At 74.9% G+C, this 14,363-nt stretch carries 9 protein-coding genes; 2 read left to right on the forward strand and 7 right to left on the reverse strand.

From position 1 onward, the window contains the following. Positions 1-79: 79 nt before the first annotated feature. Positions 80-889, reverse strand: coding sequence for an ABC transporter ATP-binding protein (locus ACFWW8_RS29625; RefSeq protein ID WP_386533494.1), 810 nt, complete (start codon positions 887-889; stop codon positions 80-82). Between the two features lie 58 nt (positions 890-947). Further along, positions 948-1,871 carry an ABC transporter permease gene (locus tag ACFWW8_RS29630; protein WP_386533419.1) on the reverse strand — a complete coding sequence of 308 codons (924 nt, stop codon included), beginning with the start codon at positions 1,869-1,871 and terminating at the stop codon, positions 948-950. A gap of 135 nt (positions 1,872-2,006) precedes the next feature. On the opposite strand from ACFWW8_RS29630, the gene ACFWW8_RS29635 reads away from it, so the two are divergent. Next, on the forward strand, positions 2,007-2,621 hold the full coding sequence (locus ACFWW8_RS29635; RefSeq protein WP_386533422.1) for a TetR/AcrR family transcriptional regulator: 615 nt from the start codon (positions 2,007-2,009) through the stop codon (positions 2,619-2,621). 136 nt (positions 2,622-2,757) lie between these two features. Here the strand turns inward: ACFWW8_RS29635 and ACFWW8_RS29640 are convergent, their stop codons facing one another. The 5 genes from ACFWW8_RS29640 to ACFWW8_RS29660 form a co-directional block, all read right to left on the reverse strand. Then, positions 2,758-5,028 (reverse strand): CDP-glycerol glycerophosphotransferase family protein, encoded by a 2,271-nt coding sequence (locus ACFWW8_RS29640; RefSeq protein WP_386533424.1) that lies wholly within the window; start codon positions 5,026-5,028, stop codon positions 2,758-2,760. A 160-nt stretch (positions 5,029-5,188) separates the two neighbouring features. Then, positions 5,189-6,205, reverse strand: coding sequence for a carbohydrate ABC transporter permease (locus ACFWW8_RS29645; protein WP_386533427.1), 1,017 nt, complete (start codon positions 6,203-6,205; stop codon positions 5,189-5,191). Then, positions 6,202-7,503 (reverse strand): carbohydrate ABC transporter permease, encoded by a 1,302-nt coding sequence (locus tag ACFWW8_RS29650; RefSeq protein WP_386533497.1) that lies wholly within the window; start codon positions 7,501-7,503, stop codon positions 6,202-6,204. The genes ACFWW8_RS29645 and ACFWW8_RS29650 overlap by 4 nt, the downstream gene beginning before the upstream one ends. A 37-nt stretch (positions 7,504-7,540) precedes the next feature. Continuing rightward, complete coding sequence (locus ACFWW8_RS29655) at positions 7,541-8,902, reverse strand: ABC transporter substrate-binding protein (protein ID WP_386533429.1); 1,362 nt, start codon at positions 8,900-8,902, stop codon at positions 7,541-7,543. A gap of 97 nt (positions 8,903-8,999) precedes the next feature. Then, complete coding sequence (locus ACFWW8_RS29660) at positions 9,000-12,131, reverse strand: FHA domain-containing protein (RefSeq protein ID WP_386533432.1); 3,132 nt, start codon at positions 12,129-12,131, stop codon at positions 9,000-9,002. Between the two features lie 444 nt (positions 12,132-12,575). Here ACFWW8_RS29660 and ACFWW8_RS29665 point away from each other — a divergent pair, with 444 nt between their 5' ends. Beyond that, the gene (locus ACFWW8_RS29665; RefSeq protein ID WP_386533435.1) at positions 12,576-14,339 is read left to right on the forward strand and encodes a serine/threonine-protein kinase; all 1,764 of its coding nucleotides are present in this window, start codon (positions 12,576-12,578) and stop codon (positions 14,337-14,339) included. Positions 14,340-14,363: the final 24 nt, after the last annotated feature.

Genomic DNA, 14,363 nt, shown 5'->3' on the forward strand with positions numbered 1-14,363 from the left:
GGCTCCGCCCCCGGACCCCCGCGCCTCAAACGCCGGCGGGGCTGGGGTGGTGCGCCTCAAACGCCGGCGGGGGTGGGGGTCAGGAGGGGGTGAAGCGTTCGTAGGCGGCGCAGACTTCGGAGGACGGGCCGTCCATGCGCAGGACGCCGGATTCCAGCCAGATCGCGCGGTCGCACGTCTCGCGGACCGTTTTGATGCCGTGGCTGACCAGGAAGACCGTGCCCGCGTGCTCGCGCAGCTCCTCGATGCGGGCCTGGCTGCGGCGCTGGAAGGCCGCGTCGCCGGTGGCCAGGGCCTCGTCGATCATCAGGACGTCGTGGTCCTTGGCGGCGGCGATGGAGAACCGCAGCCGGGCGCCCATGCCCGAGGAGTACGTCCGCATGGGCAGGGAGATGAAGTCGCCCTTCTCGTTGATGCCGGAGAAGTCCACGATCTCCTGGTAGCGCTCCTTGATCTGCTCGCGGGTCATGCCCATGGCGAGCCCGCCGAGGACCACGTTCCGCTCGCCCGTCAGGTCGTTCATCAGCGCGGCGTTCACGCCGAGCAGGGAGGGCTGGCCGTGGGAGTGGATCTCGCCCGCGGCGACCGGCTGGAGGCCGGCGATGGCGGCCAGCAGGGTGGACTTGCCCGAGCCGTTGGAACCGATGAGGCCGATGGCCTCGCCCTTGTACGCGGTGAAGCTGACGCCCCGGACCGCGTGGACCTCGCGCGCGGCGGGGGCCTGCTTGCGGGAGAAGACCCGGCTCAGCGCGGCGGCGGCGCCGCCCTTGCGGCCGCCGCTGCCCTGGACCCGGTAGACCACGTGCACGTCGTGGGCGATGACGGTGGGCACGCGGGTCCCCGGGGCCGCCGGTGCGGGGTCGGGCCGGGTGTGCGTCGAGGTGGCCACGGTCGTCGAGGTCGTCGGGGTCGTCGGGGTCGTCAAGGTCGTCGGGGTTTTCGAGGTGTCAGCCACGTCCGTACTCCTCCTCAGCCTTCCAGAAGTAGATGAATCCGCCGACGCCGGCGAGCAGCGCCCAGCCGATGGCCACCGGCCACACGTGGTGCGGCAGCGAGTGGGAGGAGAAGCTGTCGATGAGCGCGAAGCGCATCAGGTCGATGTAGACGGCCGCCGGGTTGAGCTTCAGTGCCGTCGACACCCAGTGCGGCAGCTGGTCGGTCTTGAGCACCTGGTCGATGGACCACATGACCCCCGAGGAGTACATCCAGGTGCGCAGGACGAACGGCATCAGCTGGCTGACGTCGGGGTTCTTGCTGCCGATGCGGGCCATGACCAGGGCGCAGCCGGCCGCGAAGAGCGCCATCAGCGCGAGGGTCGGGGCGACCAGGAACCAGGAGAGCGCGGGCGTCTGGCCGAAGGCCAGCAGCAGGATGACCAGGGCGCCCATGGTGACGAGCAACTGCTGGAAGAGCTGGACGACGGTGGAGAGGGGCAGGCTGGCGCGCGGGAAGTGCAGGGCGCGGACCAGGCCGCGGTTGCTGTGGACGGCCTTGGTGCCGGCGTTGACGGAGCTGCCGATGAAGTCCCACACGAAGACGCCCGTGATCAGGAACGGCACGTAGTCGGGCACGTGGTGGCTGGCGCGCATGACGACGCCGAAGATGAAGTAGTAGACCGCCGCGTTGAGCAGCGGGGTCACCAGATGCCAGACCTGGCCGAGCTTCGCGGTGCTGTACTGCGCCTGCATGCGGGCGGTCGCGTACGTGGTGACGAAGTGGCGGCGGCCCCACAGCTGCGCGAGGTACCGGGGGAGCGTGGGCCGGGCCCCGCTGAGGGTCAGGCCGTGCTCGGCCGCGAGCCGGGAGAGCTCCGGCGGGATCGGGCGGGCCGCGGCTGCTGCGGCGGTCGAGGGTGCGGTCGCGGTGGTCACAAGGGTCGCTTTCGCCGGGGTCGGGGCGTCGCGCACGATGGAACGGGTCCGTATCGTCGCTACGGCGACAGTAAGACGTCGAGCGTCGGGACGCAACCGTATCGTCGTGACGAAGTGCGCGGCTATGCTCTCTGCATGACCTCCGACCCCGCCGCCACCCCCGCCCGCCGCCGGCCCGCCGGAGCCGCCGTCCTGCGCGAGGACGTGACCGAGGCGATCCGCGAGGCGGTGGTCGGGGAACTCGCCGCCGTCGGATTCGCGCGCATGTCCATCGAGGGCGTCGCCCGGCGGGCCGGCGTCGGCAAGACCGCCGTCTACCGGCGGTGGAAGTCGAAGCTGCACCTCGTGCTCGACCTGGTGGGTGCCTTCGCGGCGGACGGCCTGCCGGTGCCGTCGACCGGTTCCCTGTACGGGGACGTACGGGCCCTGCTGGAGGTCACGACGCACGTGCTGCGGCACCCGGTGGCCTCCGCGGTCATCCCGGACCTGCTGGTCGAGGCGGCGCGGAACCCCGAGATCGCGGACGCGGTGCGGGGAGCGCTGCTGGACGGACAGCGGCGGATGGCCGAGGGAATCGTCTCCGAGGCGGTCGCACGCGGCGAGCTGCCCGAGGGGACCTGCCCGGACCGGACGCTGGACCTGGCCATCGGGCCGCTGTACTGGCGGCAGGTGGTGGTCCGGGACACCGTCCCGAAGGACTACCTGGACGACCTGGCCCGCTCGGTGGTGGCCGGCCTGCGGGCCGCCTGACCCGGGCGGACCGCCGCCGGGGCCCGGGGGAACGGCCCCGGGGCCCGGCCCGCGAACGGCCCCCGGCGCGCGCCCGCGAACGTCCTCGGGCGTCGCCGACCGGGCCCCCGGGCGCCGGCGGGCGCGCCCCCGCGCGTCAGAAGGGCATCCGGCCCGCCGTCAGGTGCGCCAGCGTCGGCTCCGGGACGGCCGAGGGCGCGGCCGGTGCCGGGCGGCGCTCCTCCAGCGGGATGACCGCCGGGACCGGGACGGCCTGCCCGAGGAAGACCCGGCGCACGACGCGCTCCGCCGCGTGGCCGTCGTCGTACGGGCAGAACCGCGCGCGGAACGCCGCCCGCAGCTGCGCCGAGCGCGAGCCCTGCCAGTGCCCGGTGGCGAAGATGTCCACCAGCTCGTCCTCGGTGCGGGCGATCGCCCCGGGCGGACAGGCCCGCAGGTCGAAGTAGGTGCCCCGGGCCGCCTCGTAGGCCTCCCAGTCGTCCGCGTGGATCACGATCGGGCGGTCCAGCGCCGCGTAGTCGAACATCAGGGACGAATAGTCCGTCACCAACGCGTCGGACGCCAGGCAGAGTTCCTCGACCGACGGGTACGCGGAGACGTCGATCAGCCGCGGGTGCGCCTCCGGCGCCCACCCCGAGCCGGCGTACGTCAGGTGCGTGCGGACCAGCAGCGTGAACCGCGGGCCCAGGTCCCGCAGGACCCGCTCGAAGTCCAGGTGGTCGGGCCGGCTGCGCCGGTAGTCACGGTGCGTGGGCGCGTACAGGACGGCCGTCGAGCCCGGCGGGATGCCGAGCCGCTCCCGCAGCTCCAGCACGTCCGCCCGGCTCGCCCGGTGGAAGACGTCGTTGCGCGGGTAGCCGTACTCCAGCGTCGTGTACGAGGACGGCACGGCCCTCTCCCACACCAGCGTCGAGTGCCGGTTCGCCGAGAGCAGGTAGTCCCACTGGTCGGCGCCGCGCAGCAGGCCCGCGAAGTCCGTGGTCGGGGTGGCGGCCGGCCGGTCCTGGAGGTCGAGGCCGACCCGCTTGAGCGGGGTGCCGTGCTGGGTCTGCACCAGGATCTGGCCGGGCCGTTTGACCAGGGCGCGGTCGAAGTTGACGTTCGTCACCAGGTACGTCGCCCGGGCCAGGGCGCTCCAGTACGCCGCCGAGCCGGGCCGCAGCGCCACCGTCTCGCGGGGGAGCGTGGCGGTGTGCGCCGGGTCGCAGATCCATGCCGTGCGCATCCGGGGCGCCAGCTCTCGCAGCTTCGCCTCGACGGCCGCCGGGTTGCAGGCGTAACCGCCGTGCCAGTACGCGGAGAAGACCGCCAGCTCCGGCCGGAGCGGCAGCAATCGCTGCACCCGGTAGTGCAGCCGCAGCGCGCACTCCCGCAGCCCCCGCCCCAGCACGCCCGCTCCGCGCCGGACCGCCGACCCCGCCGAGCGGAGCGCCGACAGCAGCCGGTACGCGCGCCGGGCGCCCAGCCGCATCAGGGAGTGGCGGACCCGGTCGGTCCGCGACAGGGACAGCGGCAGCGCGCCCCCGCCGCCGGGCGCCCGGTAGCGGCGCAGCAGGGCCGAGGCCCGGGCGAAGAACTCGGCGCGGCTCGTGCGCGGGAGGCGGCGCGGGTCGGCGTACACGGCGCAGAAGTGCTCGGCCATCCGCCGGTGCACGGTGGGGCGCCAGCGCTCCAGTTCGGGACGGCCGGCGAGGTAGCCGAAGACGCGGTCGTACTGGTCGAAGATGTCGAGGTGGCGGCGGCTGGAGGTGGTCAGGATCGACCCGGTCCGCCGCTGGCGGTAGTGCACACAGACCCGGTCCAGGACGGCGACGGACTCGGCGGCCAGCAGCGCCGGGTAGGTCCACGGGGTGTCCTCGTAGAAGCCGGGCGGGAAGGACAGGCCCTCGCGCTCCGCGTACTCCCGGCGGTACGCCTTGTTCCACACCACCATCAGCATGCCGAGCAGGGCCGGGCGGTCGGCGAGCCGGAAACTGGCCGGGCCCTCCTCCGACAGCCGGTCCGAGAGCCGGTTGCGGACCAGCTCGCCCGTCCAGAAGGTGCGCGCGTAGTCGTAGACGAGGACGTCGGGGGAGCCGGTGGCCTTCAGCCGGTCGGTGATGGCCTGGAGGGCGCCCGGGGCGAGGGTGTCGTCGCCGTCGAGGAAGATCAGGTAGTCGCCGGTGGCCCGGGCCAGACCCGCGTTGCGGGCCGGGCCCAGCCCCAGGTTGTGCGCCAGGTGCACGGCGGTGACCCGGGGGTCCCGCGCAGCGTACTCGTCGATGATCGAGCCGCAGGCGTCCGGGGAGGCGTCGTCGACCGCGATCAGTTCCAGATCCGGGTACGACTGCGTCAGGACCGAGTCCAGACTCTCCTGGAGGTACGCCTGGACCTTGTACGCGGGCACGATGACGCTGAACCGGGGCACGGCACATCCAGGGGTCGGCGGGCGGGCATATGGCCCAGGAACCCCCGGCGTGGCGATCGGGTTACGCGGCGTGCGGCATTCGGGTTACGGAGCGTCAACTCCGCACGTCGAAGCCGTGATCCAGTGAGCCGCGGCTGGCTCGGGAGGGACGTGCGGGACGTCACTTGACGGCGCCGGCCATCACCCCCGAGACGAACTGCCGCTGGAAGGCGAAGAAGACGACGAGCGGGATCGCCATCGACAGGAAGGCGCCCGGCGCCAGCACGTCGATGTTGTTCCCGAACTGCCGCACCTGCTGCTGGAGCGCGACCGTGACCGGAGGGTTCGCCGAGTCGGCGAAGACGAGCGCGACCAGCATGTCGTTCCACACCCACAGGAACTGGAAGATGCCGAGCGAGGCGATCGCCGGCCCGCCCAGCGGCAGCACCACCCGGGCGAACAGCCGCAGTTCGCCCGCCCCGTCCAGCCGCGCCGCCTCCAGCAGCTCGCGCGGGATCTCCGCGAAGTAGTTCCGCAGGAGGAACACGGCGAACGGCAGCCCGAACGCGGTGTGGAACAGCACCACCCCCGCCGTGGTCTCGAACAGGCCGATCGTGCCGAACAGTTCGGAGACCGGGATCAGCGCCACCTGGACCGGGACGACGAGCAGTCCCACGACGACGAGGAACAGCCAGTCCCGGCCGGGAAACTCCAGCCAGGCGAAGGCGTACCCGGCGAACGCGCCCAGGACGAGCACGAGCAGGGTCGCCGGCACCGCGATCGCGAGGGTGTTCAGCAGGGACCCGGTGATGGTGTCGTTGGCCAGCAGCCGCGCGTAGTTGTCGACCGTGAGCCGGGACGGCGCGGTCAGCACCCCCCACCAGCCGCCCTTGTCCAGGTCGGACGGGGCGAGGAAGGAGGAGATGAGCAGGCCGAGGGTGGGCAGCAGCCAGAACAGCGCGGCCGCGATCAGGAAGAGGCGCAGCACCCCGCCCGCGGCCCGGGCCGCCAGACCGCGCCCGGCCCGTGCGGCGGCCCCGGGGCCCGCGGCGGCAACGGAGCGCGCGGCCGTCCCGGTCCCGGGCGCGGTCAGGGTCCCCGTGCCCGCTCCGGTTCCCGTACCGGCGCCGGTCGCCGGTACGGCGGGGGGCGACCCGGCAGGGGCCGACCGGTCCGGCGTCCGCTCGAATCCGCTCATCGGGACCTTTCCTTCCGCAGCCTGCGGATGTTCACCAGCATGACCGGCAGCACCAGGACGAGCAGCAGGACGGCGATGGCGCTGCCCAGGCCCGGATCGGCGTCCGTGCCGAAGGAGGTGCGGTACAGCTGGAGGGCCAGCACGTTCGCGTCGTCCTGCACCGCCCCGGGAGCGATCACGAAGACCAGGTCGAACACCTTCATGACGTTGATGACGAGCGTGACGAGCACGACCACCAGCACGGGCGCCAGCATCGGCACGGTGACCCGGCGGAACACCTGCCACTCGTTCGCCCCGTCCACCCGGGCCGCCTCCAGCAGCTCCCGGGGCATCGACGCCAGCCCCGCCCCGATCAGCACCATCGCGAAGCCGGCCCACATCCAGACGTACGCCCCGATGACCGCCGGGGTCACCAGCGCCGGGCCCAGCCACTGGACGCCCGCGTAGGCTTCCCGGAAGTTCGAGGCCGGCAGCCTCAGCTGTGCCCCGTCGGCCTTCGCGGACAGGACGAAGACCCCGTCCCCGCGTGCGGTGGCGCTCTCCACGACCTTCCCGTCCTTCACCGCCTCGACGCGCATCCCGGCGAAGCCGGACTCGGTGGGGTCGACCGTGTTCACCGTGCCGCCCCCGCCCCGGGTGAAGTCCTGCCAGACGGTGCCGGTGACCTTCTCCGGGTCGGCGCCGGCCGCCTTGGCGACCGCGGTCCCCGCGGGCAGCGCCTCCGGTGCCACGCCGACCAGCGGAAGCAGCACCGGGACGCCCGCCCGTACGGGGTCGCGGGTCGCGAACGCGCCGCCGCCCGCGTCCACCAGGGGGGAGTCCCGGCCCGGGCGGGCCTTGGGGAACGCCGAGGACTCCGCGAACGTGTCGTGGACCCCGACCCAGACCGCGTTGGCGACGCCCCGGTCGGGGTCGTGGTCGTAGACCAGCCGGAAGATGATGCCCGCCGCCAGCATCGAGATCGCCATCGGCATGAAGACCAGGAGCTTGAACGCCGTTCCCCAGCGCACCCGTTCGGTGAGCACCGCGAAGATCAGCCCCAGCGCCGTGGCCAGGGCCGGTGCCAGCACCACCCACACCGCCGTGTTCTTCAGCGCGGTGCGGATGGTCGGATCGCTCAGTATCTGCCGGTAGTTGTCGCCGCCGACGAAGCCGGAGCCGGGACGGTCGAAGAAGCTGCGGTAGAGGGAGTAGCCGATCGGGTGTACGACGAGCGCGCCGAGCAGCACCAGGGACGGGAGGAGGAACGCCGCCGCGATCAGCCGGCGGCGCCGCGCCTCGGCGGACCTGCCGGTCACGGCGGCCGCAGCCGGCTTGGACTGGGAGGTCACGGGATCAGTTCCCGTACGCCTTGGCCGCGTCCGCCTCCAGTTTCGCCTGGGCTCCCGCCACGTCCGAGGGGTTCGCCAGGAAGTCCTGGAGCGCCTTCCACTCGCCCGCGCCCGGGGTCCCGCCGAAGGCCGCCGGGGCCTGGTCCGACATGTCGAAGCGGAAGTCGTCGCCCGCCGCGATCAGCGCCTTGGCGATGCCCCGCTGGATGTCGTTCGGATAGGCGGCCGGATCCACCGCCTTGTTCGGGGAGACGAACCCGCCCAGGCGGGCCTGGATCTCCGCCGCGTCCGGCGACGCCAGGAACGTCAGCAGGGCCTGCGCGCCCTTCGACGGCTTCAGCGCGACCGCCACGTCACCGCCCGACACCACCGGCGACTTCGCGCCGACCGCCGGGAAGGGGAAGACGAGCGCGTCCGTGCCGACCTTCGCCTCGGTCTGCGCGATGTTCACCGCGACGAAGTCGCCCTCGAAGACCATCGCGGCCGCCGGCCGGTCGCCGCCGGTGAACGTCTGCGTCACCGACTTCGGGAACTCGGTGGCCAGCGCCCCGCTCGCCCCGCCCGCCAGGAAGTCCTTGCGGCCGAAGAGCTCGCCCAGCGTGGTCAGCGCCTGCTTGACGCTGTCGTCCGTCCATTTGATCTGGTGCTTGGCCAGCTGGTCGTACTTCTCCGGACCCGCCTGGGAGAGGTAGACGTTCTCGAACCAGTCGGTCAGCGTCCAGCCGTCCGCACCCGCCACCGAGACCGCCGGGGTGCCCGACGCGGAGAGCGTGTCCGCCGCCGTCAGCAACTCCTTCCAGGTGGTGGGGGGCTTGACGCCCGCCGCCTCGAAGGCCTTCGCGTTGTACCAGATCAGCGACTTGTTCGCGGCCTTGTAGTACACCCCGTACTGGGTGCCCTCGACCGCGCCGAGCGTCTTCCAGCCCGCCGAGTAGTTCGCGTCGAGCTGTGCCTTCGCCTCCGGACCCACCGGCTGCGCCCACTTGTTCTGCACCGCCGAGACCAGCGCCCCGACCTGCGGGAGCAGTGCCACGTCCGGCGGGGCGCCGCCCGCGATCTTCGAGCCGAGGAACGTGACGATCGGATCCTGGGCGGGGACGAAGGTGACGGTGGCCCCGGTCCGCTTCTCGAACTCCTTCAGGACCTTGGTGAAGTTCTCCTGCTCCGCGCCCGTCCAGACCGCGGCGACCTCCAGCTTCTCGCCCGTCAGTTTCGGTAGTTCCACCGTGGGCCCCGGCGCGGTCTCACCTCCCCGGGCCGGCTCCTCCTTGTCCGCGCCGCCCCCGCAGGCGGTCAGCGCGAGCATGCCCGCGGCTGCCGCGGCCGCCCAGCCGAGTGTCGTACGACGCGATCCGTGCCTGCGCATGACGGTGCCCCCGATGCCCGTGGTGTGTCCCGGACCACAAGGTCTACGCCGACCCGCGCGCCCCCGCAATACCGCGTCGCGGGGGCGCCGCAGGGGTTCAGGGGGCCGGGGGGAACAGCACCGGCGTCGCCGAGACCAGGTGGGAGGCTCGGTCCAGGGCGCTGGCCAGCAGCGCGAGGTCGGTCGGCCCGTTGCCCAGCTCGCGCACCGGGCGGCGGGCCGGCGGGTCGCCCATCCGCTCCCACTCCACCGGCACCACAGTCGGCCTCAGGGTCGCGGTGCGCGGGATCCGCCCCGTGACCCGGCCGGCCTGGAACGGGACCGTGCGGCCGTCCGCGTACCGCAGCACGCCGCGGCCGGGGCCCGGCTGGTCCGGGGCGTCGAGCTCCACGCGCAGGGTGGTCAGCCGGGCCAGCCCGGTCTCGGCCGTCCGGTCGGGGCGGGCGGTCGTGGCCACCAGGTGCACCCCGAGGCGGGCGCCCTCGCGGGCCACCGCCTCCAGCGCCCGGACCACCGAGCCGGCGGCGGGCCGGCCCGTGCTGCCCAGCCCCGGCGCGACCAGCGCGTCGAGGTCGTCGACGAGGACCACCAGCCGGGGCAGCGGGCTCGGCCCGGCCGGATCGGTCCGCGGGGCCGCGGCACGCAGCCGCAGGGTCCCGGTGCGCTGGGGGTCGATGTCGCCGCGCTGCTCGCCCGGGGTGGGCTGGCGGGGCGAGACCATCCGGTCGGCGAGCTCGCGCCGGGCGTGCCACTCCGTGAACGGCACCCCGTCCAGCAGCTCGTGCCGTCGCTTCAGCTCGGCGCCCAGGGCCTGCGCGAATTCCCGCATGCGCAGCGGGTCGGAGGCCACCAGGTGAGCGGAGGCGTGCGGGAGCTCGGTACAGGGCAGCAGCCCGTCGCCGCGCTCGCCGCCGGCCCCGTCCAGCAGGACCAGCCCCAGCCGGTCGGGCCGGGCCGCCGCGGACAGCGAGGCGGCCACCGAGCGCAGCAGCTCGGTCCGGCCGCTCCCGGCGGGCCCCTCGATCAGCAGGTGCGGGCCGTCGTGGACGAGTTCGGCGCCGACGGGACCGCGCCGCCCGCTGCCCAGCACGATCTCCGCGAGTCCGCCGGTGCCCTGCCCCTGGTCGGTGGCCTCGGCCCAACGGGCCATCAGGGAGGCCGGGGTGGCCCGTGCCAGCCCCAGTTCGTCCAGCAGCCGCGCGGTGGCGGGCAGGACGGCCGCGGCCGGGCGGTAGGGCTCGGCCGGACCGCCGTCGGCGCGCAGCGGCGCCAGGGCGCGGGCGAACCGCTCGGCCCAGGCGGCGGACACGGCGTCGGCGGTGACGGTGTCGCCGGAGGGGACCGGCCGGCCGCCGGTGACGGCGAAGGTCCGTACGGCCGTGGCGACGTCCCCGCTGAGCAGGGCGACCGCGCCGCAGTCCCGGAAGGCCGGGGCGCTCGCGCAGGCCGCCTCGTACGTCTCGGCGACGGGCGAGGCGGGGGTGGCGGCCGGGGCGTCGGCGAGGGCGAGCACGTGGATGCCGCCGGCCGGGCCGTGCGAGGCGAGCCGCCCGGTGACGTCGCGCAGCGGTCCCGCGCCGGGATCGCCGTCGAGGACGAGCAGGGTGTACGGGCCCCGGTAGACGCGGGCGGCCTGCCGGACCCCCTCGTGATCGGCGGCGGCCCAGTGCGTGCCGAGGGGGCCGTCGTCCAGGCGCCGGGTGAGCTCCCCGGTCCGGGCGGCGGCCTGGTCGCGGTCGTAGGCCAGCAGCAGCCGGCAGTCCTGGCCGTGCGCGGGGCGTACGTGGGGCAGCCAGCCGAGCCAGCCCCAGTCGCGGCGCCGCTCGGCCAGCGGGCGGGCCCGGTCGGTGCAGACGAGCACGATCTCCAGCTGCCCGGGGGCGTGCAGGGCGGCCAGCTGCGCGACCACGCTGCGGGCCACCCCGGCGAGGCGGGCGCGCGGTCCGGCGAGGCCGAGCGAGCCGACGGCCCGCAGGTCGACCCGGCTGCCCGCGCCGAGCCCGAGGTCCAGCACCCCGGGGTGCCCGGGCCCGCGCGACCACAGCCGCTCGGTGGGACCCAAGGCGGCCAGCAGCAGCGCGGCCGGATCGTCGGGGTCGGGGGCGACGGAGACGGGGGGCAGGGCCTCCGGCTCGGCCGGGACCTCGTACGCCTCGTCCCCCCGGACCCACTTGCGGGCCCAGGCGCCCAGGCCCCTGCGGCGGCCCGCGGGGGGCTCCGCGGGTTCGGGCGCGGCCGTCGGCCCGTACCCGGGTTCGGGCGCGGGCGCGTGGGCCGCGGCGACGGGCGTGGCCGGTGCGTGCGGTGCGCCCGACGGGGCGCCGGAGGGGGCGCCGGGCGCGGTGCGGGCCTGGGGGACCGCGGGCGCCCCCGGGCCGGTCGCGCCCGAGCCGGGGCCGCCGGGGGCGTACCCGGGGCCGCCGTACCCGGGACCGCCGGGCCGGGCGGTCCCGGACGCGGGGGTGTCGTCGCCCCGGCCGTCACCCGCGGTGTGGACCGAGCCGGGGCCTGCGGCGTGGCCGGCGCCGTCACCCGGGCCGGTCCCGTCCGGGGTCGCGGCGGGCGCCGGCTTCGGGGCGGTGCGGCCCCGTACCGCGAGGTGGCCCTCCAGGTCGGGGGCGACCGCCAGCGGGGCCGCGCTCCCGGCCGCGAGGCGCAGGGTGGACTCGCCGACCCGCAGCAGCGCGCCCGGGGGCAGGGCCACGGGCGCGGCGCCCACGGGGGAGCCGTCCAGGGTGGTGCCGTTCGTCGAGTTCAGGTCGGCCACCGAGACCCGGCCGTCGCCCGTCACCGTGACCGTGCAGTGCATCCGGGACACGTCCGGGTCGTCCAGCGGGACGTCGGCGTCGGCGGAGCGCCCGACCCGGATCTGCCCGCTGTGCAGGAGGTGCACCCCGCCCGCGTCGGGCCCGGCCACCACGTGCAGCTGGGGCGCGCCGAGGCCGTCCTCCGGCAGCACGTCCGGCACGGGCGCGTTCAGCGCCAGCACCGCCCCGTCCACCAGCGGGGGCTCGCCGAGCACCCGGCGCTGGAGGTCGAGCCGCTCCGCGCCGGCGTAGAGCACGATGGTGCCCCCGGTGTCGGGCCCGCCGACGGTCGCCGCCAAGCCGGAGGCGACGGCGGCCAGGGCCGTGCCCGGGGGCGCGGTGACGAGCACGTCACAGCTCGCGGGGGCGGGCGCGGTCTGGTGGCCGCTGCGCGACCCAAGGACGGTCAGCCGGATCTGCATCGCAGTCAGCGGTCCCTTCTGCGCGGTGCGCGGTGCGTGCGCCCGGCAGGGGAACCGCGGGACATGGCTGCCCGGTCGCCCCCCACCCGGCACGGACGCGTCGTCCGGTCAGGTCTGCCGGAAGGCGGGGCTCCCGTCCCGTGCCGTCCGTACGGGTGCATCCTCGCACCTGCAGCCGACAACACGCCCGGCACCCGGCGACAAGTGATCTTGATCGGCGCCGGGGGCGCCCCGACCCGTCGGGATCCGGACAGCGGGCCCGGGAAAGCGGGGAAAATCGCCCCCGGCATACGCCGCGAACATCACCCTCCGTACATATGTGCGGCAACCAACCTCCGTCGCCCGGCGTCTTCCCCGGGGACACCCCCTAGAGTGGGCCGGAAAACCCATCGATGGACGGCGGCGCGAAAACGCGCCGGCAGACGACAGCAGGGAGCGCGAGACGTGCGGCCAGTCGGCAGCAAGTACCTGCTCGAAGAGCCGCTCGGACGCGGCGCCACGGGCACCGTCTGGCGGGCCCGCCAGAGGGAGGCCGCGGGTGCGGAGGCGGCGGTCGCCGGCCATCCCGGCGAGACCGTGGCCATCAAGGTCCTCAAGGAGGAGCTGGCCCACGATCCCGACATCGTCATGCGCTTCCTGCGCGAGCGCTCGGTCCTGCTGCGCCTGACGCATCCCAACATCGTGCGCACGCGCGACCTCGTCGTCGAGGGTGACCTGCTCGCGCTGGTCATGGACCTCATCGACGGTCCGGACCTGCACAAGTACCTCCGCCAGAACGGGCCCTTCACCCCCGTCGCCGCGAGCCTGCTGACCGCCCAGATCGCGGACGCGCTCGCCGCCAGCCACGCCGACGGGGTGGTCCACCGCGACCTCAAGCCCGCCAACGTGCTGCTCGACGAGCGGGGCGGGCAGATGAAGCCGATGCTGACCGACTTCGGCATCGCCCGCCTCGCGGACTCCCCGGGCCTGACCCGCACGCACGAGTTCGTCGGCACCCCGGCCTACGTGGCCCCCGAGTCCGCCGAGGGCCGTCCGCAGACCTCCGCCGTCGACATCTACGGCGCCGGCATCCTGCTGTACGAGCTGGTCACCGGCCGCCCGCCGTTCGCCGGCGGCACCGCGCTCGAAGTGCTCCACCGCCACCTCAGCGAGGAGCCGCAGCGCCCCTCGACCCTGCCCGAGCCGCTCTGGACCGTCATCCAGCGCTGCCTGAGCAAGGAGCCGAACGAGCGCCCCAGCGCCGAGAGCCTGGCCCGCGGCCTGCGCGTGGTCGCCGCCGGCATCGGCGTGCACTCCGCGCCCTCCGAGGTGGAGGCCGCGCTCGGCGTCGCCGCGCTGCTCGCCCCCGACCCCTCGCCCGCGCCGGTCCCCGCGACCCCGGGCGTCGGCGACGCCACCCAGGTCCTGCCCGGCTCCGCGGGCTCGCCCATGGGCGGCTACGACCCGAACGGCATGACCAGCGTCCTGCCCCCGGTGGGCGCGGCCGACGCGACCTCCGTGCTTCCGAGCACCGGCGCCGCGGGCGCCGCCGACCCGACCTCGGTGATGCCCCCCGTGCAGCGGCCGGACCAGCCGCACCCGTGGGAGTCGCAGATGCGGGCGGTCCGCGACCGCAACGAGCAGACGCAGATGCAGTACCTCGACCCGAGCGAGGACCCGCTGCGCCGGCGCCCGCAGCGGCAGGCACCCCCGCCGCCCCCGCCGCAGCAGCGCCCCCGGCAGCAGCCGCCGCAGGGCGCGCAGCAGCAGCCGTACCGGCAGGGCCCCCCGCCGCAGCAGTACCAGCAGCCGCAGTACCAGCCGCAGCAGCAGTACGCGCCCCCGCCGCCGCAGCACTACCAGCCGCAGCAGCACCAGCCCCAGCCGTACCAGCAGCCGCAGCAGCCGCAGTACCGGCAGCCCCAGGCGCCGCAGCAGCCCCCGCCGCAGCAGCGGCCGCCGCGGGAACCCCGCGAACCGCGGGAGCCCCGCCGCCGCAGCGCCAACCCGGTGCGGATCCCCGGCCTCGGCTGCCTCAAGGGCTGCCTGGTCATGATCCTGCTGTTCTTCGTCGCGGGCTGGCTGGTCTGGGAGCTGACCCCGCTCCAGGAGTGGGTCGGCACCGGCCGCGGCTGGTGGGACCAGCTGTGGACCTGGGGCACCGAGGCCGCCGACTTCATCGGCTCCATCGGTGGATCCCCGGGGTCCGGGAGCTCCGGGGCACCCTGAACCGGGTCGCCCTGATGCCGAGTT

The organism is Streptomyces sp. NPDC058701 (genome assembly GCF_042715295.1).
GTDB lineage: Bacteria > Actinomycetota > Actinomycetes > Streptomycetales > Streptomycetaceae > Streptomyces.